The 23304-nt window shown below is 67.4% G+C and carries 25 protein-coding genes and 1 other RNA gene; 23 read left to right on the top strand and 3 right to left on the bottom strand.

Annotated features, from left to right (window positions below; translation table 11 throughout):
- Window positions 1-63 precede the first annotated feature (63 nt).
- Window positions 64-1344: a Zn-dependent hydrolase gene (locus AC1RP5_RS14595; protein ID WP_493111612.1), complete on the top strand. Its 1281-nt coding sequence runs from the start codon at window positions 64-66 to the stop codon at window positions 1342-1344.
- On the top strand, window positions 1334-2056 hold the full coding sequence (locus tag AC1RP5_RS14590; RefSeq protein WP_493111610.1) for a GntR family transcriptional regulator: 723 nt from the start codon (window positions 1334-1336) through the stop codon (window positions 2054-2056). The genes AC1RP5_RS14595 and AC1RP5_RS14590 overlap by 11 nt, the downstream gene beginning before the upstream one ends.
- Before the next feature lie 98 nt (window positions 2057-2154).
- Here the strand turns inward: AC1RP5_RS14590 and gap are convergent, their stop codons facing one another.
- A complete protein-coding gene (gene gap, locus AC1RP5_RS14585) occupies window positions 2155-3159 on the bottom strand; it encodes a type I glyceraldehyde-3-phosphate dehydrogenase (protein ID WP_493111609.1) in 1005 nt (334 codons plus the stop codon).
- Between the two features lie 13 nt (window positions 3160-3172).
- Complete coding sequence (gene tkt, locus AC1RP5_RS14580; protein ID WP_493111607.1) at window positions 3173-5161, bottom strand: transketolase; 1989 nt, start codon at window positions 5159-5161, stop codon at window positions 3173-3175.
- A gap of 215 nt (window positions 5162-5376) precedes the next feature.
- On the opposite strand from tkt, the gene AC1RP5_RS14575 reads away from it, so the two are divergent.
- From AC1RP5_RS14575 to thiD, 21 genes are all read left to right on the top strand, one after another.
- On the top strand, window positions 5377-5610 hold the full coding sequence (locus tag AC1RP5_RS14575; protein WP_493111605.1) for a hypothetical protein: 234 nt from the start codon (window positions 5377-5379) through the stop codon (window positions 5608-5610).
- Window positions 5611-5723: 113 nt separating this feature from the next.
- The gene (locus tag AC1RP5_RS14570; RefSeq protein ID WP_493111604.1) at window positions 5724-6056 is read left to right on the top strand and encodes a cell division protein ZapA; all 333 of its coding nucleotides are present in this window, start codon (window positions 5724-5726) and stop codon (window positions 6054-6056) included.
- Between the two features lie 56 nt (window positions 6057-6112).
- Window positions 6113-6269: non-coding RNA, 6S RNA (gene ssrS / locus AC1RP5_RS14565), on the top strand.
- 22 nt (window positions 6270-6291) lie between these two features.
- Window positions 6292-6867: a 5-formyltetrahydrofolate cyclo-ligase gene (locus AC1RP5_RS14560; protein ID WP_493111602.1), complete on the top strand. Its 576-nt coding sequence runs from the start codon at window positions 6292-6294 to the stop codon at window positions 6865-6867.
- Between the two features lie 3 nt (window positions 6868-6870).
- Window positions 6871-7677 (top strand): TIGR00282 family metallophosphoesterase, encoded by an 807-nt coding sequence (locus tag AC1RP5_RS14555; RefSeq protein WP_493111600.1) that lies wholly within the window; start codon window positions 6871-6873, stop codon window positions 7675-7677.
- A 302-nt stretch (window positions 7678-7979) separates the two neighbouring features.
- Window positions 7980-8738 (top strand): YebC/PmpR family DNA-binding transcriptional regulator, encoded by a 759-nt coding sequence (locus tag AC1RP5_RS14550; RefSeq protein WP_493111598.1) that lies wholly within the window; start codon window positions 7980-7982, stop codon window positions 8736-8738.
- A gap of 10 nt (window positions 8739-8748) precedes the next feature.
- A complete protein-coding gene (ruvC, locus tag AC1RP5_RS14545) occupies window positions 8749-9240 on the top strand; it encodes a crossover junction endodeoxyribonuclease RuvC (RefSeq protein ID WP_493111596.1) in 492 nt (163 codons plus the stop codon).
- Entirely contained in the window at window positions 9237-9851 is a 615-nt protein-coding gene (ruvA, locus tag AC1RP5_RS14540; RefSeq protein WP_493111595.1) for a Holliday junction branch migration protein RuvA, read from the top strand. The genes ruvC and ruvA overlap by 4 nt, the downstream gene beginning before the upstream one ends.
- Complete coding sequence (gene ruvB, locus AC1RP5_RS14535; protein ID WP_493111593.1) at window positions 9848-10906, top strand: Holliday junction branch migration DNA helicase RuvB; 1059 nt, start codon at window positions 9848-9850, stop codon at window positions 10904-10906. Before ruvA ends, ruvB begins: the two co-directional genes overlap by 4 nt.
- Window positions 10903-11382 carry a tol-pal system-associated acyl-CoA thioesterase gene (gene ybgC / locus AC1RP5_RS14530; RefSeq protein ID WP_493111591.1) on the top strand — a complete coding sequence of 160 codons (480 nt, stop codon included), beginning with the start codon at window positions 10903-10905 and terminating at the stop codon, window positions 11380-11382. The genes ruvB and ybgC overlap by 4 nt, the downstream gene beginning before the upstream one ends.
- A gap of 17 nt (window positions 11383-11399) precedes the next feature.
- Window positions 11400-12134: a protein TolQ gene (gene tolQ, locus AC1RP5_RS14525; RefSeq protein WP_493111589.1), complete on the top strand. Its 735-nt coding sequence runs from the start codon at window positions 11400-11402 to the stop codon at window positions 12132-12134.
- The gene (tolR, locus tag AC1RP5_RS14520; protein ID WP_493111588.1) at window positions 12134-12685 is read left to right on the top strand and encodes a protein TolR; all 552 of its coding nucleotides are present in this window, start codon (window positions 12134-12136) and stop codon (window positions 12683-12685) included. The genes tolQ and tolR overlap by 1 nt, the downstream gene beginning before the upstream one ends.
- A 21-nt stretch (window positions 12686-12706) precedes the next feature.
- Window positions 12707-13663 (top strand): hypothetical protein, encoded by a 957-nt coding sequence (locus AC1RP5_RS14515; protein ID WP_493111586.1) that lies wholly within the window; start codon window positions 12707-12709, stop codon window positions 13661-13663.
- 42 nt (window positions 13664-13705) lie between these two features.
- Complete coding sequence (gene tolB, locus AC1RP5_RS14510; protein ID WP_493111584.1) at window positions 13706-15028, top strand: Tol-Pal system beta propeller repeat protein TolB; 1323 nt, start codon at window positions 13706-13708, stop codon at window positions 15026-15028.
- A gap of 76 nt (window positions 15029-15104) precedes the next feature.
- Window positions 15105-15566 carry a peptidoglycan-associated lipoprotein Pal gene (gene pal, locus AC1RP5_RS14505; RefSeq protein WP_493111583.1) on the top strand — a complete coding sequence of 154 codons (462 nt, stop codon included), beginning with the start codon at window positions 15105-15107 and terminating at the stop codon, window positions 15564-15566.
- Between the two features lie 104 nt (window positions 15567-15670).
- Window positions 15671-16441: a tol-pal system protein YbgF gene (ybgF, locus tag AC1RP5_RS14500; RefSeq protein ID WP_493111581.1), complete on the top strand. Its 771-nt coding sequence runs from the start codon at window positions 15671-15673 to the stop codon at window positions 16439-16441.
- A complete protein-coding gene (tilS, locus tag AC1RP5_RS14495; protein WP_493111580.1) occupies window positions 16438-17526 on the top strand; it encodes a tRNA lysidine(34) synthetase TilS in 1089 nt (362 codons plus the stop codon). Before ybgF ends, tilS begins: the two co-directional genes overlap by 4 nt.
- Before the next feature lie 12 nt (window positions 17527-17538).
- Window positions 17539-19476, top strand: a complete 1938-nt coding sequence (ftsH, locus tag AC1RP5_RS14490) for an ATP-dependent zinc metalloprotease FtsH (RefSeq protein ID WP_493111579.1) — start codon at window positions 17539-17541, stop codon at window positions 19474-19476.
- Window positions 19473-20291, top strand: coding sequence for a dihydropteroate synthase (folP, locus tag AC1RP5_RS14485; RefSeq protein WP_493111577.1), 819 nt, complete (start codon window positions 19473-19475; stop codon window positions 20289-20291). Before ftsH ends, folP begins: the two co-directional genes overlap by 4 nt.
- A gap of 10 nt (window positions 20292-20301) precedes the next feature.
- Entirely contained in the window at window positions 20302-21651 is a 1350-nt protein-coding gene (gene glmM, locus AC1RP5_RS14480) for a phosphoglucosamine mutase (RefSeq protein ID WP_493111576.1), read from the top strand.
- Window positions 21648-22439: a bifunctional hydroxymethylpyrimidine kinase/phosphomethylpyrimidine kinase gene (gene thiD / locus AC1RP5_RS14475; RefSeq protein WP_493111574.1), complete on the top strand. Its 792-nt coding sequence runs from the start codon at window positions 21648-21650 to the stop codon at window positions 22437-22439. The genes glmM and thiD overlap by 4 nt, the downstream gene beginning before the upstream one ends.
- Here thiD and AC1RP5_RS14470 read toward each other — a convergent pair.
- Complete coding sequence (locus AC1RP5_RS14470; RefSeq protein WP_493111572.1) at window positions 22432-23304, bottom strand: alpha/beta fold hydrolase; 873 nt, start codon at window positions 23302-23304, stop codon at window positions 22432-22434. The two genes, thiD and AC1RP5_RS14470, sit on opposite strands and share 8 nt — an antisense overlap.

Here is a 23304-nt window from a genome sequence, read left to right as displayed (position 1 = left end):
CAGACGGATGTGCACATTTCTTGACGTAATGTGCACATAATTTTACCAGCTCTCGACAGGCCCATGACTGATCTCCATCGCGATCTCGATCCTGAAACGGCCCTTGCAGGCCAGTGGTTCGAACACCTTCGCACCCATTCCAGAAGCCGCCTTGGCGTCACCCGCGCGTCGTATGGCGAGGGCGAGCAGATGGCGCATGACCTGATGCAAGGCATCGGCCAGACACTGGGGCTGGAAAAGCGGATCGATGCGGCGGGCAATCTCTATCTGACCCTGCCGGGGCAGGACCGGTCGCTGCCGGCCATCATGACGGGCTCGCATCTCGACTCGGTGCCCGAGGGTGGCAACTACGATGGCGCGGCAGGCGTCGTCGCGGGCATGGCGATGCTGGCGCGCTGGCATCGCGCGGGCCGCCGGCCGCGCCGTGACATCACGGTGATGGGCGTGCGCGCCGAGGAGCTATCGTGGTTTCCCGCGCCTTATATCGGCAGCCGGGCCGTGTTCGGCCTGCTCGAACCCGAGGCACTCGATGGCTGCCGGCGTCCCGACACCGGCCGGACTCTGGCCGAACACATGCGGGAGTCAGGTTTCAAGCCCGACCGTATCCGCAATCGCGAGCGGCAGCTCGATCCCGCGCAGATCGCTTGTTTCCTCGAGCTGCACATCGAGCAGGGGCCGGTGCTGGTGAAGCGTGGGCTGCCGGTCGGGATCGTGACGGGCATCCGCGGCAACCTCCGTTATCGCGATGCGCATATCGTCGGCCGCTACGGTCATGCCGGCGCCGAACCACGATTGCTGCGCAACGATGCGCTGCTGGCCGGCGTCGAGTTCGTGTCGCGCCTGGAAGCGCTGTGGCTGGAGCACGAGGCGGCGAGCAAGGATCTGGTCTGCACGGTGGGCCAGTTCCATACCGATACCGCCGTGCACACGATGACCAAGATCCCGGGCGAAGTCTGGTTCTCGATGGACATCCGCAGCGAGGACAATGACGTGCTGCTCGCCATCGACCGGCGATTGCGGGAGATCGCGCAGGAGATCGGCACGCGGCGCGGCGTCACGATCGATCTCGGCGCCTTCACCAATGCGAAGCCCGGTCCGATCGACGGCACGCATCGCGCACGGCTCGAACGGTTGGCGCGGGACCTGAACGTCGAGACGCTGTCGATGGCGAGCGGGGCGGGGCATGATTCGGCGGTGTTCGGCATCATGGGCGTGCCGACTGCGATGATCTTCGTGCGCAACGATCACGGCAGCCACAATCCGGACGAGGCGATGGATCTCGCCGACTTTGCGCAAGGCCTTCGGCTGCTGGTCGCCGCGGTGGAGGAGATCGATGCCGCGTAAGGCGAGAAAGGGCGACGTCGCCGCCGACGAGGCGGTGTACGGGGCAATCAGGCGGGCGATGCACATGGGCCGCCTTGCACCCGGCACCAAGCTGCAGGAGCCGGCGCTGGCGCGCGTGCTCGGCGTCAGCCGCGAGCGCGTGCGCAAGGCGCTGCATCGGCTGGTGCACGAGGGCTGGCTGACCGCGATCCCCAACCGCGGCACCTTCGTGCCGTCGCTCACGGTCGAGGAGATGCGCGAGATCTACGACGTGCGCTCGATGCTGGAGGCAGCCATCGTGCGCCGTCTGAGCGAGGGCCATACGGCGGCGGCGGCGAAGCGCCTCAAGGCGCATGTCACCGAGGAGAAGGTGGCGACGCGCCGCGACGATCGCGGACGCCTGTTCGAGCTGTCAGGCGAGTTCCACGTCCTGCTCGCCGAACTCTGCGGCAACGACGAGCTGACGCGCCTGCTGCGTGGCCTGCTGACGCGCTCGACCATGCACTTCTCGCTCGCGGCCCCGCAGCAGCTCACCAACTGCGCCGGGCCGCACGACCATGGCGACATCGCCGAGGCGATCCTGGGCGGCAAGGCCGACAAGGCCGCGAAGTTGATGCTTGGGCATCTGGCAGGCCTCGTGGACTTGCAGGCGTCGCGCCCGCTTGAGCAGAAGCCCATCGACCTGCCGGAGGCGTTTCGCGGCATCAAGGCGCGGCGGACGGATCGGGACTGAGGGACGGAGGTCGTCGCATCCTCCAACGAAAACGGGCGCCCCGTGGGGCGCCCGTCGTCTCATCGTGGATAGATCCGGATCGGCCTAGAGCTTGGCCCCTAGAGCTTACCCATAGCCACGGCCGTGTCGGCCATGCGGTTGGAGAAGCCCCACTCGTTGTCGTACCAGCTCATGACGCGGACCAGCGTGCCTTCCAGCACCTTGGTCTGGTCCATGTGGAAGGTCGACGAGTGGCTGTCGTGATTGAAGTCGATCGAGACGTTCGGCTGATCGGTCCAGCCCAGGATGCCCTTGAGCTGGTTGCCGGCGGCCAGCTTGATGGCCTTGTTGATCTCTTCCTTGTCCGTCTTGCGCTTGGCGACGAACTTGAAGTCGATGCACGAGACGTTCGGCGTCGGCACGCGGATCGAGACGCCGTCGAGCTTGCCGTTCAGTTCCGGCAGCACGAGGCCGACGGCCTTGGCCGCACCCGTGGAGGTCGGGATCATCGACAGCGCCGCGGCGCGGCCGCGGTACATGTCCTTGTGCATCGTGTCGAGCGTCGGCTGGTCGCCGGTGTAGGCGTGGATCGTCGTCATGAAGCCGTGGTCGATGCCGACCGCGTCGTTCAGGACCTTGGCGACCGGCGCCAGGCAGTTCGTCGTGCACGAGGCGTTCGAGACGACGATGTGATCCTTGGTGAGCTTGTCGTGATTCACACCGTAGACGACCGTGAGGTCGGCGTTGTCGGCGGGGGCCGAGACCAGGACGCGCTTGGCGCCGGCGGTCAGGTGGGCCGAGGCCTTGTCCTTCGAGGTGAAGATGCCGGTGCACTCGAGGGCGATGTCGACGCCCATCGCCTTGTGCGGCAGCTTGGCGGGATCGCGCTCGGCAGTGACCTTGATCGGGCCGCGGCCGACATCGATCGTGTCGCCGGCGACCTTCACTTCGCCGTTGAAGCGGCCGTGCACCGAGTCGAAGCGGAAGAGATGGGCATTGGTTTCGACCGGGCCGAGATCGTTGATCGCGACGACCTCGATGTCCTTGCGGCCCGACTCGATGATGGCGCGCAGCACATTGCGGCCGATGCGGCCGAAGCCGTTGATTGCAACACGAACAGCCATCTTCTTCCCTCCGTTATTGCGCCAGCCGACGCGCCGCTTCCGCGATCGCCTCGGGCGTGATGCCGAAATGCTTGTAGAGCTCGGACGCCTTGGCCGAAGCGCCGAAGCCCTTCATGCCCACGAACGCGCCCTTGGCGCCGAGCCAGCGCTCCCAGCCGAAGCCGGTTGCCGCTTCGCAGGCGACGCGGATCGTGCCGTCGCCGCCCATGACCTTGTTGCGATATGTGTCGTCCTGCGCCGCGAACAACTCCCACGACGGCATGGAGACCACGGCGGCCTCCTTGCCGTCCTTGGCGAGAAGGTCGCGCGCCGCGAGGGCGAGCTGTACTTCCGAGCCCGACGCGATCAGGCGGATCGGCGCGGATTCTTCACCGGCCAGGATATAGGCGCCCTTGGCGCACAGGTTCTCGTCGCCGGCGCCGCGCAGGGTCGGCAGGTTCTGACGGGTGAGCGCAAGAACGCTCGGCGTGTGCTTGGATTCGAGTGCGATCTGCCAGCATTCCGCTGTCTCGATGGCGTCGGCGGGACGCAACACCTGCAGGTTGGGAATGGCGCGCAGGGCAGGGAGGTGCTCGACCGGCTGGTGGGTCGGGCCGTCCTCGCCGAGGCCGATCGAATCGTGCGTCATCACGTAGATGACCCGCACGCCCATCAGCGCCGAGAGGCGGATCGAGGGGCGGCAATAATCGGTGAACACCATGAAGGTGCCGCCGTAGGGGATGACGCCGCCATGCAGCGACATGCCGTTCATCGCCGCGGCCATCGCGTGCTCGCGGATGCCGTAATAGACGTAGCGGCCGGCCGCTTCGGTGCGCGAGGCGCCCTTCAGGGTGGCGGTCTTGGTGTTGTTCGAGCCGGTCAGGTCGGCCGAGCCGCCGACCGTGTCGGGCAGCACCGGATTGATGACCTCGAGCGCTTCCTGACTCGACTTGCGCGTGGCCCAGGAGGGCTTCTCGGCGGCAAGTTTGGCCTTGAACGCCGTGATCGCCTCGCCGACGGCGGGCGGCAGGTCGCCCTTCTGGCGGCGGTCGAACTCGGCGCGATCCTCGGGGGCCATGGCGGCGAGGTTCTTGTTCCACTTTCGGCGGGCCGACTTGCCGCGCGCGCCGATCTTGCGCCAGGCGGAGAAGATCGCCTCGGGAATGTCGAACGGGCCGTGGTTCCATCCAAGCTTGGCGCGGGCGCCGGCGATCTCGTCCTTGCCGAGCGGCGAGCCGTGCGTGGCGGCGGTGCCGGCCTTGGTCGGCGCGCCGTAGCCGATCACCGTCTTGCAGGCGATCAGCGAGGGCTTGTCGGTGACGTTGCGGGCCTTGCGGATCGCGCGCGTCACGGCCTCGGCATCGTGGCCGTCGACCGAGAGCACATGCCAGCCGGCAGCGGCGAAGCGCTTCTTGTGATCTTCCGAGGTCGACAGAGAGGTCGGGCCGTCGATCGAGATGCCGTTGTCGTCGAACAGGACGATCAGGCGGCCGAGGCCGAGGTGGCCGGCCAGCGTGATGGCTTCCTGGCCGACGCCTTCCATCAGGCAGCCGTCGCCGGCGATCACGTAGGTGAAGTGGTCGACCACGTCGCGGCCGAAGCGCTCGGCGAGCGCACGCTCGGCCAGCGCGAAGCCGACCGAATTGCCGAGACCCTGGCCGAGCGGGCCGGTCGTCGTCTCGATGCCGCTGGCATGGCCGTACTCGGGATGGCCGGCGGTGCGGGCGCCGAGCTGACGGAACTTCTTCAGCTCGTCGAGGGTCATGTCGGCGTAGCCGGTCAGATGCAGCAGCGAGTAGAGCAGCATCGAGCCGTGGCCGGCCGACAGGATGAAGCGGTCGCGATCGGGCCAGTTGGGCTCGGAGGCGTCGAACTTCAGGAACTTGGAGAACAGGACCGTGGCCACATCGGCCATGCCCATCGGCATGCCGGGATGACCCGAATCCGCCTGCTGCACGGCGTCCATGGCCAGTGCCCTGATGGCGTTCGCCATGTCGCGTGGGGCAGCGTTCTGGTCGGTCATTTTGTGCGCATACCGTATGGTTTTTCGAATGGCGCGCAACATGACGACCACCCCTTGGCGCGTCAATGCGCAAAACCTGAGGCAAAGCCAACATATTGCGGGCTTTTACCCTCCACAGGGCCAAGATGTTGACCGCTAACAGGCACACCTCCTATCCTTGGTCGATGGAGCAGATTCAGCCGGCGAACGAACGGCGATCCGCTGTCGGGGGAGCGATGTCCAGGGCAGCCAGCGCAAAGGACCGTGTAGACAGCGCGCTCAGCCGGCTCGAGTCGATGGTCGATGAGCGGCTGCGGGTCGAACGCGAGCGTTCCGACGAGCTTGCCGCCCGCCTCGCGAAGGTCGAGGGCGAGCACGAAGAGCTGAAGCGGGTGGCGATCGAGGTCGAGACCCGTCTCGAACGGGCGATGGAATATATCCGCTCGCTGCTCGCCGCCGACCAGTCCTGACCGTTCTGCCGTTTCCTCCCCAGCCCGGGGGGAGTGCGTCGCCGCCGGCGACGTGGCAGAGTGCCGATCCCCTCAGACGCCGCATAAGGCGCAAAAAAACAGGAGAAGCGGAAATGCCGCAAGTTTCGGTTCAGATTGGTGGCCGCACCTACGATCTCGCCTGTGGCGAAGGCGAGGAAGCGCGCGTCCAGGAACTGGCCGCCTATGTCGAAGAGAAGGTGAGCGAGCTTCGCCGCCAGCTTCCCGGCACGCCCGAATTCAAGCTCCTCGTGTTCGCCTCGCTGCTGCTGGCCGAGGAAAGCCGCGAGGCGCGCGGTGTCGCCAAGGCCGCGGAAACGGCCCGTGCGAGCGCCACCGACAGCGCCGAGACGCTGGCCACCGCGCTCGAGGACCTGATCACGGCGCGCGTCGACAAGATGTCGAAGAAGGTGTCGGGCGCGGCCTAGACGTTGGGGCCACTCATTGCGACGGCCGCCCCGAGTCCCTACATTGGACGTGGGGCGGATTTCTGCGCGGCGCGTGGTTCGCTAAAAACCCCGGGGCCAATAAGAACTCCTGGGAGTTGTTCCTGGCCTTGACCCTGGTCTTGGCTACACGACGCCCACCTGCTTTTGCAGGCCTTGGAGGTTCTTCGAGCCACGGCCCATCGTGGAGCCGCCCCACCTTGCTTCTTCTGCCAACATGACCCTGATCGATGGCAAGCAAGCGCTACGCCGCGAGATGCGGGCGAAGCGACAGGCGCTTGGCGAGGACGACCGGCGCCTCGCCGCCGACGGCCTGCTGAGCATTTTCCTTCTTGAACGACCCGTCGAACTGCCCGCCGTCGTCGCGGGTTTCTGGCCGATCAAGGACGAGATCGACATCCGGCCGCTGATGGAAGCGCTGTTCGACGAAGGCTGCCAGATGGCGCTGCCGGTCGTGCAGGGGCGGGACCAGCGGCTGCTGTTTCGCGCCTGGAAGCCGGGCGATCCGCTGGAAGCGGGCGTGTTCGGCACTCTGCAGCCCGCGGCGCGCTGCGAGGCCCTGGAACCCGATGTCCTGCTCGTGCCGCTGCTGGCCTGCGACGGCGAGGGCTGGCGGCTGGGATATGGCGGCGGCTTCTACGACCGCACGCTCGATCATCTCCGCAAGCGACGGCAGGTGACGGCGATCGGACTGGGCTTCGATCTGCAGCTCGTGCCGGAAGTTCCGCACGGCGCCGATGACCAGCGGCTGGATTGGCTGTTGACCGACCGGCGCGCTTGCGCCTTTGTCTAGCGCATGAAAATCATGTTTTGCGGCGACATCGTCGGCCGCGCCGGCCGCGACGCGGTCGTCAAGGAAGTCCCGCGGCTGCGGCGCGAACTCGGGCTCGATTTCGTCGTGGTGAACGGCGAGAACGCGGCGGCGGGTTTCGGCATCACCGCCAAGATCTGCGCCGAACTGCACGAGGCCGGCGTCGATTGCATCACCACCGGCAATCACGCCTGGGACCAGCGCGAGATCATTCCCTACATCGCGCAGGACAAGCGCCTGCTGCGGCCGATCAACTTCCCGCCGGGTACGCCGGGGTGGGGCGCCAACCTGTTCCAGACGCCGCGCGGCCTGAAGATCGTGGTGATCAACGTGATGTGCCGGCTGTTCATGGACGCGCTCGACGATCCGTTCCGCGCCCTCGATGCAGAACTCTCGAAATATGCGCTGGGCCGCGGCGCCAACCTGATCCTGGTCGACGTCCACGGCGAGGCGACCAGCGAGAAGCAGTCGATCGGGCATTTCTGCGACGGCCGCGCCTCGACGGTGCTGGGCAGCCACAGCCATGTCCCGACGGCCGACGGCTGGGTGCTGCCCGGCGGGACCGCCTACCAGACCGACGTCGGCATGTGCGGCGACTATGACAGCGTGATCGGCATGAAGAAGGAGGTCGCGATGCAGCGATTCATCCGGAAAATGCCGGGCGAACGCCTGTCGCCGGCCGAGGGCGAGGGCACTTTGTGCGCGGCGATTGTCGAAACCGACGACCGGACGGGCCTCGCCAAGTCGATCCGGCCGGTCCGGGTGGGGGGGAGGCTCTCCCCGGCGGCCTGACTTTCCAGCATCTTGTATCCCACAGGGTGCGTGCATAGCTATTAGCGGTGGCTGAAAGAGGGTCATTGACGGCCTGGGGAAAAACCGGCATCCTTTTGAAGTTAAACGATTTTTCGCCGCATCGGCGAGCTGTCTTCAAGGTTAGAGGGGGCGTCGGAATCAAGGTTCCGACGTTTTTTAGCGGGGGCTTCGGCCCCCGCCTTTTTTTGTCCCGATACCGTCTCCGCAGCCTCTCTAGCCTGCCAAAACCCACGAGAAGTGGTATAGCCGGCTCATCTCGTTACTTAATCTGGTTGTCGGCGATGGCGGGGCATTCCCAATTCAAGAACATCATGCACCGCAAAGGGCGTCAGGACGCCGTGCGGGCCAAGATCTTCACCAAGTTGATCCGAGAGATCACGACGGCTGCCCGGCTGGGCGCTGCGGATCCGGCCTCGAATCCGCGCCTGCGCGCGGCCGTGATCGCCGCGCGCGATGCCAACATGACCCGCGACACGATCGATCGCGCGATCAAGCGTGGCTCGGGCCCCGATGCGGACGCGAACTACGACGAGGTGCGCTACGAGGGCTATGGCCCCGCCGGCGTCGCCGTGATCGTCGAGGCGCTGACGAACAACCGCAACCGTACCGCGGGCGAGGTTCGCTCGATCTTCTCCAAGCATGGCGGCAACCTGGGTGAATCCAACAGCGTGTCGTTCATGTTCGACCGGCTGGGCGAGTTCCGCTTCCCGCTCTCCGTCGGCACCGCCGACGAGGTGATGGAGAAGGCGATCGAGGCCGGCGCCGACGACGTGGTGAGCGGCGAGGGCGAAGACGGCGTCCACGAGATCTACTGCGCGCAGGACGATTTCAACCTGGTGCGCGAGGCGCTGGAAAAGTCGCTGGGCCAGCCCAGCGTCGCCAAGCTGACCTGGCGGCCCAAGACTGGCGCGCCGATCGAGGGCGACACGGTCGAGACCATGGTCGACCTCATCTCGGCCCTGGAAGACAACGACGACGTGCAGAACGTCTACGCCAACTTCGAAGTGTCCGACGACGCTTTGGCGAAGTTCGCGGCCTGAGCCGGGCGGAATGAGACTGATCGGCCTCGACCCCGGCCTGCGGTTGACCGGCTGGGGCGTGATCGAGGTCGAGGGCAACCGCCTGCGCCATGTGGCGCACGGCGTCGTCAAGGTCGCCACCGCCGGCACCTTGGCAGAGCGGTTGAAGGATTTGTTCGAGGGCGTCGCCGGCGTCATCGAAGCGCAGCAGCCTTTCGAGGCCGCGGTCGAGGAGACCTTCGTGAACGTCAATCCGGGTTCGACACTGAAGCTCGGTCAGGCGCGCGGCGTGGTCATGCTGGCGCCGGCGCGCGTCGGCCTGCAGGTCTTCGAGTATTCGGCCAATCTCGTGAAGAAGTCGGTGGTTGGCGCCGGCCACGCCGACAAGCACCAGGTCGCCATGATGGTCGGCCGGTTGCTGCCCGGCGTCGATGCGAAGAACGATGCCGCGGATGCGCTGGCGATCGCGATCTGCCACGCCCATCACCGCGCCACGGCGCGACGGATCGAGGCCGCGCTGTGATCGCCAAGCTGAAGGGCATGGTCGATTCGGTCGATCCGGACAGCGCCGTCATCGATGTGGGCGGAGTCGGCTATCTCGTCTCGGCCTCGGCGCGCACCTTGCGCGATCTCGCGGTCGGTGGACCGGCGACGATGCTGGTCGAGACGATCGTGCGCGAGGACGCGATCTCGCTCTATGGCTTCCTCGAAACGGCGGAGCGCGACTGGTTCCGCATCCTGACGACCGTGCAGGGCGTGGGCGCGCGCGTGGCGCTGTCGATCCTCTCCACCCTCTCGCCCGACGAGATCGCCCGCGCGATCGCCGCGCAGGATCGCGCGACCCTCAGCCGTCCCGCCGGTGTCGGTCCCAAGCTCGCGGCGCGCCTGGCGACCGAGTTGAAGGACAAGGCCGCTGCTTTCGGTATCAAGCCGGTGGCCGCCACGGACGCCAAACCCGGCGCCCCGTCGAGCGCGCCAGGTTCGATCAACGAGGACGCGGTCTCCGCCCTGGTCAACCTCGGCTACAAGCGCGTCGAGGCATTCGGCGCCGTCGCCCGCGTCACGCAGCGCCTCGGCGCCGAGGCGCCGCTCGATGCCGTGATCCGTGCCGGCCTACAGGAGCTTGCGCGATGAACGCCGTGCCCGACCGTCTCGTGACGGCCAAGCGCTCCGAGGAGGATGCGGCCGAACTGGCGCTGCGCCCGCAGACGCTCGACGACTTCATCGGCCAGAAGCAGGTCCGCGAGAACCTCAAGATCTTCATCGCTGCCGCCAAGGGGCGAGGCGAGGCACTCGATCACGTCCTGCTGCATGGGCCGCCGGGCCTCGGCAAGACGACGATGGCGCAGATCGTGGCGCGCGAGATGGGCGCGGGATTTCGCGCGACCTCGGGCCCGGTGATCCAGAAGGCCGGTGACCTCGCCGCGCAGCTCACGAATCTACAGCCGCACGACGTACTGTTCATCGACGAGATCCATCGTCTCAATCCTGCAATCGAGGAGGTCCTCTATCCTGCGATGGAGGATTTCCAGCTCGATCTGATGATCGGCGAGGGGCCCGCGGCCCGGTCGGTACGCATCGAGCTGCCGCCGTTCACGCTCGTGGGCGCGACCACGCGATCGGGCCTGATGACGCGCCCCTTGCGCGAGCGCTTCGGCATTCCGCTGCGCATGGTGTTCTACGAACCGGCCGAACTCGAGACGATCGTCCAGCGCGCCGCCCGCGTCCTGAAGATGTCGCTGGCGCCCGACGGCAGCGCCGAGATCGCCAAGCGCTCGCGCGGCACGCCGCGTGTGGCCAACCGCCTGCTGCGCCGGGTTCGCGACTTCGCCGCCGTCGGCGGCCATGCCACGGTCAACGCGCGGGTGGCCGACGAAGCGCTGACGCGGCTCGAGGTCGACGGGCGCGGGCTCGACGCCATGGATCGCCGCTACCTCGTCTGCATCGCCGAGAATTACGGCGGCGGTCCGGTGGGCGCCGAGACGCTCGCCGCGGCCCTGTCCGAACAGCGCGACGTGATCGAAGACGTGATCGAGCCCTATCTGATGCAGCTCGGCCTGTTGATGCGCACGCCGCGCGGCAGGTTGCTGTCCGAGGGCGGCTATCGTCACGTCGGCATGCAGATACCCAAGGGACAGAAGCAGCAGCTCGACCTGCTGGCCGGCGGTGGGCCGGCGGAGGACGCGTGAACGCCGCGCCGATGTCCGGGCGCATCGACGAGGGCACCCACGTGTTGCCGCTGCGCGTCTACTACGAGGACACCGATGCCGCCGGCATCGTCTACTACGCCAACTGGCTGCGCTTCCTGGAGCGCGGCCGCACCGAGATGCTGCGGCTGCTGGGACAGCAGCACACGGCGCTGCGCGAGGAGCGCGGCATCAACTGGGTGGTGCGCCGCTGCGCCATCGACTACCTGAAGCCCGCGCGGCTCGACGATACAATCGAGATCGTCACCAGCTGCGGAGAATTGCGCGGCGCGTCGCTGGACATGATCCAGCACGCACGCCGCGGCGAAGAGACCCTGGTTCGAGCCGAACTCGTCGTCGCCTGCATGGGCGAGGGCGGTCGGCCTGTCCGATTGCCGCCGCTCGTGCGGACTGCCCTGGCCCAGGTTGCAGCGAGCGGATCGCCCCGCTCACGCCATATTCGGATACAACCCTCTTGAACCAACGGAGAACATAAATGGACGCGTTTGCGCAGGTCGCCGGAGCCCCCCTCGGCGGCGGCACGGGGACTATCGACATGTCCGTCTACGGCCTGTTCATGCAGGCCGACTGGGTCGTCAAAGGCATCATGATCCTGCTCATGCTGGCCTCGTTCTGGTCATGGGCGATCATCTTCGAAAAGGTTCTCCGCCTTCGTTCGCTGAAGCGCAGCGCCCAGACGTTCGAGGACACGTTCTGGTCCGGCGTCTCGCTGGAAGATCTCTACGACCGCGTCGGCGCCAAGCCGGACGATCCGATGTCGAGCATCTTCTCCGCCGCCATGCGCGAATGGCGGCGGTCGGTCTCCAAGGGGCTGGCCTCGAGCGCCACGGCACGCGCGGCGCTCCGCCAGCGCATCGAGCAGGTGATGGGCGTCACCATCCAGCGCGAGATGGAGGCGATCGAGAAGCGGCTGGGGTTCCTGGCCACCGTCGGCGCCAACGCCACCTTCGTGGGCCTGTTCGGCACGGTGTGGGGCATCATGAACAGCTTCAGCCACATCGCGCAGTCGAAGAACACTTCATTGGCGGTCGTGGCGCCCGGCATCTCGGAGGCGCTGTTCGCCACCGCGATCGGCCTGGTCGCGGCCATTCCCGCCGCCGCCGCCTACAACATCCTGTCGGGCCAGGTCTCGCGCTACGCCCAGCAGCTCGAGGCGTTCGCCGGTGAGTTCATCACCATCCTGTCGCGTCAGCTCGAGGAACAGGTCTGATGTCGGGCATCATCCCGGCACCTGGCGGCAACTCGTCGGGCAGCAAGTTCCGGCGGCGTGGGTATACGCCCATTGCCGACATCAACGTGACACCGCTGGTCGACGTCATGCTGGTGTTGCTGATCATCTTCATGGTCACCGCGCCGCTGCTCCAGGTCGGCGTGCCGGTCGACCTGCCGAAGACCAGCGCGACGCAGGTCGGCGGCAAGGACGAGCCGATGGTCGTGTCGGTCAATTCACAGGGCGAGGTGTTCCTGGGCGAGACCAAGTACGACGTCGCCGAACTGGGCGCCAAGCTGAAGGCGATCCACGAGGAGAAGCCCGACCAGCGCGTGTTCATGCGCGGTGACAAGAGCGTCGACTACGGAAAGATGATGGAGGTCATGGGCGTGGTGATCGACAGCGGCTTCCGGCAGCTCGGCCTGCTCGGCGAGCAGGCGCAGGCTCTGGGCCGTGGCGGTGGGACCGTGAGCCCGGCGGCGCCGGGGCAAACGGCACCGCGCGCGCCCGCGCCCACGCCACAACCCCAGGCGCCGGCGCAGCGGCGCTAGTCGACCGATACGAAGAGGACGATGGTGTCACGCCACCCCGCCAGCATCGAGATGCGCACACCGGCCATTGTGTCGGCGATGGTGCATGTCTTCGTGCTGGCGGCGGCGGTGCTCAATCTCGACTTCTTCGGCCGCACGCCGCCGCTGGAACCTGAGCCGGTGATGGTCGAGTTCGAGGCGATCGCGGCGAAGGCTGCGGCGCCGACCCTGGGTAATCCGCCGCCGCAGCCCAAGGACGTGCCGATCGCCCAGGAGACGACCAAGGCGCCGCCGCCGAAGTCGGGCGAGCCGCCGCCGACACCGCCCACGCCCAAGCCGCCCGAGGTCGTCGAGAAGCCGGCCCCGCCTACGCCGCCCAAGCCTGAAGAGAAGCCCAAGACCGAAGCCGCCAAGCCGGTCGAGGATCTTGTGGCGATGAAGCCCAAGGAGCCGGAGCCACCGAAGGTCGAGAAGCCGCCCGAGCCGCCGAAGCCTGCGCCCGAGGTGAAGAAGCCCGAGCCGCCCAAGCCGCCGCCGCCGAAGCCGACGCCGCCCAAGCAGACCGTCGATTCGATGATCGACGACATCCTGAAGAACAAGGATTCGAAGAATAAGGTTCAGACGCCCGAGCAGAGCCCCAAGCCGGTGCAGCAGGTCACGCGCCAGGCGCCGGCCGCGCCGAACTTTGCCACCGTCGTGACGGCGAGCGAGATCGAGGGCGTACGCCAGAAGATCCGCCCGTGCTGGAACACGCAGGGCGGTTCCCGTGACCAAGCTATGATCATTTCGTTCGTCGTCGACATGAATCAGAACGGCACGCCGGTGAAGGCTGAACTGCGCGATCCCGGTCGCTACAACAGCGATCCGGTGTATCGTGCCGCCGCCGATGCGGCGCACCGCGCCATCATGAATCCGCGTTGCCAGCCCTGGCCGCTTTCGCCAGAGAAGTTCACCAGCTGGAAATCGATCACGTTCAATTTCGACCCACGCGATTACTAAGACCCCTCGCGCTACAGAAACCTTAAGATGAAGAGGTCCCACATGATGCTTCCCCGACGGACGACCCTGCTGGGCGGTGTGGCTCTCGCCACCGCCGGCATTGCGAGCACGGCGCGCGCGCAGCTCACGATCGACATGACGCGGCCGAGCTTCGAGCCGGTGCCGATCGCCATCGTCGATTTCAAGGGCGACCCGGTGGGCGCCCAGATGGCGGGCGTCATCCGCAACAACCTGCAGAATTCCGGCCTGTTCCGCGTCATCCCGTCCAGCGCCTACATCCAGCAGGATATCGATGCGACGGCGCCGCCGCGCTTCCAGGACTGGCGCAGCGTCGGCGCGGCCGGCCTGGTGGTCGGCCAGGTCGCGTCGGTCGGCGGCAACATCAAGGTCGACTTCCGCCTGTGGGACGTCGTCACCAGCCAGCAGGCCACCGGCCTGTCGTTCACCAGCCAGCCCAGCAACTGGCGTCGCCTCGCGCACATCATCTCCGACGCCATCTACAAGCGCGTGACCGGCGAGGAGGGGTACTTCGACACCCGCATCGCCTACGTCTCCGAGACCGGCCCGGCCGGCAATCGCGTCAAGCGCATCGCCATCATGGACCAGGATGGCGCCAACAACCGCTACATCACCGACGGCAAGACCATTGCGCTCACGCCGCGCTTCTCGCCGACCTTGCAGGAAATCGTCTACATGGCGTACGGCGAGAACAACGGCCCGCCGCGCGTCTACCTGCAGAACGTCGACAGCGGCCGCCGCGAGCTGCTCGGCAACTTCCCGGGCATGAGCTTCGCGCCGCGCTTTTCGCCGGATGGCTCCAAGGTCGTGATGAGCATCGCCGAGAACGGCCGCACCAATATCTACGAGATGGACGTGCGCGGCCGCCAGCTTCGCCGCCTGACCAACTCGCCGGCCATCGACACCTCGCCGTGCTTCTCGGCCGACGGCTCGCAGATCGTGTTCAACTCCGACCGCGGCGGCGCCCAGCAGCTCTACATCATGAGCGCCGGCGGCGGCGGCGAACGGCGGGTCAGCTTCGGCGAGGGCCGCTACGCCACGCCGGTCTGGTCGCCGCGCGGCGACTTCATCGCCTTCACCAAGATCTCGGCCGGCGGTTTCGGCATCGGCGTGATGCGGTCGGACGGCAGCGGCGAGCGCATGCTGGCCAACGGCTTCCTGGTCGAAGGACCGACCTGGGCGCCCAACGGACGCGTGTTGATGTTCTTCCGCCAGCAACCCAGTTCGGGCGGTCGGGCGGGCTCGGCGACGCTGCATCAGGTCGACATCACCGGCCGCTTCGAACGGCAGGTGCCGACGCCGACGGACGCGTCGGACCCTGCATGGTCACCGTTGATTCCGCAGTAACGACGTATATGGTAACCCGCGTCGACCCGTGCGTGGCTTTCGCCCGGGTCGCTTCTGTCAGGGAGTGGATCGAAATATGAGCATGATCAAGGCTTTGTCGGCCCTTGCAGCGATGTTCCTCATCGCAGCCTGCAGCAACAACGAGACGCAGACAGCATCGGCGGCCTCCACATCCGTGACGCCCGGCTCGGTCGGCGACTTCCGCCAGAACGTCGGCGACCGGGTGTTCTATGACACCGATTCGTCCACCGTTCGCGAAGACGGTCGCCAGACGCTGAACCGTCAGGCCGAGTGGCTGAAGAAGTACACGAATTACCAGATCACCGTCGAAGGCCATTGCGACGAGCGCGGCACGCGCGAGTACAACCTGGCGCTCGGCGAGCGTCGCGCCAACGCGGCGCGCCAGTACCTGATCGCCCAGGGTATCCCCGCGGCGCGCATCAAGACGGTCAGCTACGGCAAGGAGCGTCCCGATCCGGTCGGCTCCGACGAAGCGGCCTGGGCGCGTAACCGCCGCGCCGTCACGGCGCTCGAGTAGAACCCGCCTCGGACCGAGGTCGAGTGAAGGAAACGCCGGTCGCATGCGACCGGCGTTTTCATTTGGAGCATTTTCGTTTGGAGGCGGGGCGGCGATGCCTGAAAATGGCCGCGTTTGATGTGAACAAAGCGCTGACCATGAAGATCCTTTCGTCCCGGTTTGTCCTCCTTGTCGCCCTTGCCCTGCCGACCGCCGCGGCGGCGCAACGGGGAGGCGATGCCGTCTACCTGGAAGACCGGCTCAACCAGCTCCAGCAGTCGCTCACGATGATGACCGGCCAGATCGAGCAGCTTCAGCATCGCAACGCGACGCTGCAGCAGCAGATGGAGAAGATGCAGGCCGACTACGAGTATCGCATCGACCAGCTCGAGAAGGGTGGCGGCGGCAAGCCGGGGGGCGCGGCGCCGCGTCCCGGCGGTCTGACGGCAGCCCCCGGCGCTCCCGCGGCGCCTCCGGGTCCGACGCCCACGCCGGCCGCCGGCGCGCAGGCCTCGGGTGAGCAGCTCTACGACGAGGCCTTCAAGAAGCTGCAGGAGAACGACTATGCCGGCGCCGAGCGCGGCTTCAAGACGTTCGTCCAGCGCAATCCCCAGAGCAAGCTGGCCGGCAACGCGCAGTACTGGCTGGGCGAGACCTATTACGCCCGCCGCGACTACAACAACGCGCTGACGGCCTTCGCCGAGGGCTACAAAATCTACAAGACGAGCCCGAAGGGGCCCGACAACCTGCTGAAGCTCGGCATCACGATGTCCATGCTGGGCCGCAAGCCCGATGCCTGCGCGGTGTTCGCGCGCTTCAACCAGGACTATCCGCGCGCGACCGATCTGCAGAAGCGGCGGATCGAGCAGGAGCGGACGAAGAACGCCTGCGGGTGAGCGAGCCTGCCGACTCTCGGCCGGTCGACGGGGAGACCTTCGCGCGCCTGATGGCGCCGTTTGCGCCTTTCGAGACATATCCCGATCTCGCGGTTGCCGTTTCAGGCGGCCGCGATTCGCTCAGCCTCGCGCTGCTGGCGCACGCCTGGGCCACGGGGAGAGGCGGCCGTGCGCTGGCGCTGATCGTCGACCATGGACTGCGAGCCGAAGCGGCCGATGAGGCGAAGCTGACGGCCGATGTGCTGAAGTGTCAGGGCATCGAGAGCGTCGTGCTGCGCTGGACCGGCGCAAAGCCGCAGGCCGGGCTGCAGGAAGCCGCCCGTGAAGCGCGCTATCGGCTGCTGCGCGAGGCCTGCCGCGACCGCGGCATCCTGCACCTGCTGGTGGCCCATCACGCCGACGACCAGGCCGAGACCATCGCGATGCGGGCGTCCCGCGCCAGCGGCCCCGACGGGCTCGCCGGCATGGCGGCGCTCGTGGAGTGGCCGGAAGTCCGTCTCCTGCGGCCGCTCCTGGCCGTGCCGCGGCGGCGACTGTCGGCCACGCTTGCGGAGCGAGGCATCGGCTGGATCGACGATCCGTCCAACACCGATCCACGCTTCGAGCGGGCGCGCCTGCGGCTGGCGGGCGGCGTGGCGGCTGACCCGTCGGATGCAGACCAGGTGAGGGCCGGCGAGGAGGCCAAGGCCGCACGGGCCGGCGTCGGGCTGCTGGAATCTCGGGAGGACGGAAGCGTCGCCGTCGACCGGGAGGCCGTCGAGCGGCTGCCCCTCGATCTGCGCCGCCGGCTGGTGAGCCGCGTCGTCCAGGCCCTGGGGGGCAGCGATCATCCGCCCCGACGGGACCGGCTGGACCGGGCGCTGGTCCGGCTGGCGGGCGGGCCGGAGCGCGGTAAATCCGGCCGCGCCCGGGATTTTACCCTGGCGGGCTGCCAATTTGCCCTGCGTCAGGCTGCCGACTCGCGGCGGCTGATGTGGATTGTCCGGCCCGAAAATGGCAGGAATGGACGGCAGCCCTTGATTCCCGCTGTATTTTTCGCTTGCGACCCGGCGGCCGCAACCCATCTTGATCGTAGCCCCATTTAACGGAAGCCATCAGTGAACCCGTTCAATCGTAACGCTGCCCTCTGGATCGTCATCGTCCTGCTGCTGGCGCTGCTCTACAGCGTCTTCCAGGGCGGAACGACCCGTTCTCCCGGCAACACGATCTCGTATTCCGAGTTCGTCCGGGCGGTCGAGCAGCGGCAGATCCAGGATGTCCGCATCCAGGGCAACACGATCAGCGGCACCTTCCGCGAGCCGCGCAACGGCGTTCAGAAGTTCTCGACCTACGCGCCGAGCACGCCGCCCGATGACCAGCTGATGCCGATGCTCATCAAGAACGTCGACCGCGTCGATGCGGGCCCGGCGGAAGAGGGCGTCAACCTCGGCAGCATCTTCGTGAGCTGGCTGCCCGTGCTCGTGCTGGTCGGCGTCTACATCTTCTTCCTGCGCCAGATGCAGAGCGGCACCGGCCGCGCCATGGGCTTCGGCAAATCGAAGGCGCGCCTGCTGACGGAGAAGCACGGCCGCGTCACCTTCGACGACGTCGCCGGCATCGACGAGGCCAAGGGCGAACTCGAGGAGATCGTCGACTTCCTGAAGGACCCGCAGAAGTTCCAGCGCCTGGGCGGCAAGATTCCCAAGGGCTGCTTGCTGGTCGGTCCCCCGGGTACCGGTAAGACGCTGCTGGCACGCGCCATCGCGGGCGAGGCCAACGTGCCGTTCTTCACCATCTCGGGCTCCGACTTCGTCGAGATGTTCGTGGGCGTCGGCGCGAGCCGCGTGCGCGACATGTTCGAGCAGGCCAAGAAGAACGCGCCCTGCATCGTGTTCATCGACGAAATCGACGCCGTCGGCCGCCATCGTGGCGCGGGCCTGGGCGGCGGCAACGACGAGCGCGAGCAGACGCTGAACCAGCTGCTGGTCGAGATGGACGGCTTCGAGGCGAACGAGGGCGTGATCCTGATCGCCGCCACCAACCGTCCCGACGTGCTCGATCCGGCGCTGCTGCGTCCGGGCCGCTTCGATCGCCAGGTCATGGTGCCGAATCCGGACGTCGGCGGTCGTGAGAAGATCCTCAAGGTCCACATGCGCAAGGTGCCGCTGGCGCCGGACGTCGATCCGCGCGTGCTGGCCCGCGGTACGCCGGGCTTCTCCGGCGCCGATCTCGCCAACCTCGTGAACGAGGCCGCCCTGCGCGCCGCGCGCGTGGGCAAGCGCCTCGTGACGATGGGCGACTTCGAATACGCCAAGGACAAGGTGTTGATGGGCACCGAGCGCCGCTCGATGGCGATGACCGACGAGGAGAAGACGCTCACGGCCTATCACGAGGCGGGCCATGCGCTGGTCGCCATGCACGTGCCGAAGAGCGATCCGCTGCACAAGGTCACGATCATCCCGCGTGGTCGCGCGTTGGGCGTCACCATGCAGCTGCCTGAGCGCGATCACCTCAGTCACACCAAGCAGTACCTCGAGTCGCGCCTAGCCATCATGTTCGGCGGCCGCCTCGCCGAGGAGCTGGTGTTCGGTCCGGAGAACGTGACGACGGGTGCCGCCAGCGACATCCAGGTCGCGACCCAGACCGCGCGCGGCATGATCACCGCCTACGGCATGTCCGAGAAGCTCGGCCGCGTCCGCTACCAGGCGAACGAGCAGGAGGTCTTCCTGGGTCACGCCGTGACGCAGACGCAGAACATCTCCGAGGCGACCGCGCAGCTCATCGACCAGGAGGTTCGCCGCCTGATCGAGGAGGCCGAGGGCCGTGCCCGCACGATCCTGACGGAGCGTCTCGAGGACCTGCACACGATCTCCAAGGCGCTGCTCGAGTACGAGACGCTGAGCAACGACGAGATCGGCACGATCCTGCGCGGCGAGAAGGTCGTGCGCGACGACACCGGCGGAGCGGGTTCGTCCGATCGCCGCCGCCGTGCATCGGTCCCGACCAGCGCCGGCCCCGCGCCGGGTGCCAATCCCGAGCCTCAGCCGGGCGTTTGACGCCCGGCTTCGCGGGCCTCGCCCTCGATCGCCCTCTCGTGATGGCGATCGTGAACGTGACGCCCGACTCTTTTTCCGACGGCGGTGAACGCCTCGACCCCGCGCGGGCCATAGAAGATGGCCTGCGCCTGATGGCCGAGGGCGCCGACATCCTGGATGTCGGCGGTGAGTCGACGCGCCCCGGCTCGGCGGCGGTCTCTCCCGAGGAAGAACAGCGGCGCATCCTTCCCGTCGTCGAGGGGCTGGCGCGGCAGGGCGCGGTCATATCGCTCGACACGCGGCGGGCGTCCGTCGCACGTGCGGGCCTCGCGGCGGGTGCGCGCATCGTCAACGACGTCTCGGCCCTGCGCGACGATGAGGCGATGCTGCCGGCGGTCGTCCAAGCCGGCGCTGATGTCGTGCTGATGCACCGACGCGGCACCCCTGAAGAGCGCTACGCCGGCCCGGCCTACGACAACGTCGTCGAGGATGTCCGTCGCTTCCTGCTGGACCGCGCCGCCGTCTGTGAGGCGGCAGGCGTTCGTCGCGAGCGCATCGCGCTCGATCCCGGCCTCGGCTTCGGCAAGAAGGTCGAGGAGGAACTCGCGCTGATCGCGGGCGCCGGGCGGCTGGCCGATGCGGGCTATCCGGTGCTAGTGGGTTCGTCGCGCAAGAGCTTCATCGGCCGGCTGACGGGCCTCGAGAAACCGGCCGATCGCGATCCGGCTTCGGCCTGGCTGGCGGTCGAGGCGGTGCGGCGGGGCGCATCGATCGTGCGCGTGCACAATGTCGTCGCCACCCGGCAAGCCCTCGCGGTCTTCGAGGCGATGCGGTAAAACGGCCGTCATGGCTCGTTCTCTTTTCGGCACCGACGGCGTTCGCGGTCGTGCAAACACCGCTCCGATGACCGCCGAAATGGCGATGCGTATCGGCATGGCCGCCGGACAGGTGTTCCGTCGCGGCGCCCATCGCAATCGTGCCGTCATCGGCAAGGACACGCGCCTCTCGGGCTACATGCTGGAACAGGCGCTGACGGCGGGCTTCCTGTCGGTCGGCGTCGACGTGTTCCTGCTGGGCCCCATTCCGACGCCGGCGGTCGGCTTCCTCACGCGGTCGATGCGCGCCGATGTCGGCGTGATGATCTCGGCGTCGCACAATCCCTACGAGGACAACGGCATCAAGCTGTTCGGTCCCGACGGCTTCAAGCTCTCCGATGCCGTGGAAGCCGAGATTCAGGCGCTCGTGATGGCGCCGTCGGACCTCAAGCTCGCCGACGCGGCTCTGATCGGGCGGGCGCAGAGACTCGATGACGTGCAGGGACGCTACATCGAGGCAGTCAAGGCGTCGGCGCCGCGCGGCCTCGATCTCAGCGACCTCAAGGTGGTCGTCGATTGCGCCAATGGCGCGGCCTACAAGGTGGCGCCGACGGTGCTCTCCGAACTCGGCGCGGAAGTCATCCGCGTCGGCGTCTCGCCGGACGGTTTCAACATCAACGGCAATTGCGGCTCGACGCATCCCGGCGTCCTGCAGGAGCAGGTCGTCGCTCACCACGCCCATATCGGCATCGGCCTCGATGGCGATGCCGACCGGGTCATCATGGTGGCCGAGAACGGGCAGGTGATCGACGGCGACCAGCTCATGGCGACGATCGCCGACCAGTGGACGCAGAGCGGCCGGCTCTCCGGCGGCGGTGTCGTGGCGACGGTGATGTCCAACCTTGGCCTCGAGCGCTACCTCGATGCGCGCAAGCTCAAGCTGGTGCGCACCCAGGTCGGCGACCGCTACGTCCTCGAGCGCATGCGGGCCGACGGATACAATCTCGGCGGCGAGCAGTCCGGCCACATCATCATGACCGACCATGCCACGACCGGCGACGGGCTGATGGCGGCGCTGCAGGCGCTGGCCGCGCTGATCCAGGTGGGCAAGCCGGCGAGCGAGTTATTCCGCGCCTTCGAGCCGGTGCCGCAGCTCCTGAAGAACGTCCGCGTGGTCGACGCGACGGCCGCGCTCGATGCTGCGCCCGTCGTAAAGGCGATCGCCTCGGCCGAGGCCAAGCTCGGCAAGAGCGGGCGCATCCTGGTGCGCAAGTCCGGCACCGAGCCTCTCATCCGCGTCATGGCCGAGGGCGACGATTCCGATCTCGTCCGCAGCGTCGTCGACCAGATCATCGAGGCGATTCCCCGGCAGGCGGCATGAAGGGCCGCGTGCTGATCGTCGCCGGTTCCGATTCCGGCGGCGGCGCGGGCATCCAGGCCGACATCAAGGCCGTCACCGCGATGAACGGTTTTGCCGCCACCGCCATCACCGCGCTCACGGCGCAGAACACCGAAGGCGTGCATGGCGTCATCGGCATCGATCCGGCGTTCATCGCGCAGCAGATCGAGGTCGTGCTGACCGACATCGGCGCCGACGCGCTGAAGACTGGCATGCTGCACAGCGCCGAGGTGATCGAGGTCGTGGCCGCGAACTTGCGGAAGCATGCCGCCGGCGTGCCGCTGGTGGTCGATCCGGTGATGGTGGCCAAGGGCGGTCACCGGCTGCTGCTGACCGAGGCGGAAGCGGCGCTGCGCGACACGCTCCTGCCGATGGCGGCGCTGATCACGCCCAACCTTCCTGAAGCCGAGGTGCTGGTGGGATTTCCCGTTCGCGTCGAGGCCGACATGAAGCGCGCGGCCGAACGGCTTGCCGCGCTTGGTGCAAAGGCCGTGCTGATGAAGGGCGGCCATCTTGAGGGCGACCGCGTGGTCGACCTGCTGTTTCACGATGGGAAGTTCGACCGTTTCGAGGATGCGCGTATCGACAGCCGCAGCACCCATGGCACCGGCTGCACGCTGGCTTCGGCGATCGCCGCGGGCCTCGCCCAGAAGATGACGCTGCACGATGCCGTCGCCCGTGCGCGCGACTATGTCCGCAAGGCCATCGAGACCGCGCCCGGCTTCGGACGCGGCCATGGCCCGCTCAATCACGCCGTAACGGTCAGATAAGGCCCGCGCCGGCGGCGACGGGCTGCCGTCCGGTCCACTTGCCGGCTTCCGACATGATGATGAAGTTCCAGAGCTCGCGGTTGAACGCGTCCGGTTCCTCGATGTTCACGGCATGGCCGGTCTTGGCGAACATCGCGAGGCCGGCGTTGGGCAGGACGCGCTTCAGGTAGAGGCTCGGCTGCAGGCAAGGATCGTCCTCGTCGCCGCAGATGATGAGCGTCGGCACGTCGAGCTTCTTCCATTCCTCCTCGAAGTCGTAGAGCGACGGCCGCTTGCCCTGGTAATTCTCCATGGTGTTGGCGGCGCCGACGTCGGGATGATCGGAGAGATGCTTGGTGAACTCGGCGAAGCCGCGTGGATCCTTCACCTTGAAGCGCGAGCGCGTCGGATTGGTCGTCAGGCTCTCGGCGTACTTCGCCATGCCATCCTTGCGGATGAGCCCGGCCGTCGTCACCGCGTCTTTCTTGAACTGCTCATGCCCGTCGCGGCCTGCACCGGAGCCGACGCCCGCCAGGGTGAGCGATAGAGCGCGGTCGGCATAGCAGCGGCCGAAATGCGCGGTCGCGAAGGCGCCCTGCGACAGGCCGACGATGTGCGCCTTCGGGATCTTCAGGTGGTCGAGCATGTGCAGGGCGTCGTCGACGGCGAACTGCTGGCCGTACATGTCGCCGGAGGCCGGCACGTCGGAGCCGGGATAGCCGCGGAACGAGTAGGTGATGCAGCGATGGCGGCGGGCGAAGAACCGCATCTGCGGCTCCCAGGCGCGCCAGTCGCCACAATATTCGTGGACGAACAGGATCGGCGTGCCGGTGCCGGCTTCCTCGTAATAGAGTTTCACGCCATCCGGCGTCGTCGCGTGCGGCAT

The organism is Reyranella sp. GW821-FHT12G01 (assembly GCF_058806575.1).
Note: the sequence above shows the minus strand (reverse complement) of the source record. Positions and strands in the feature narration are given on the sequence as shown.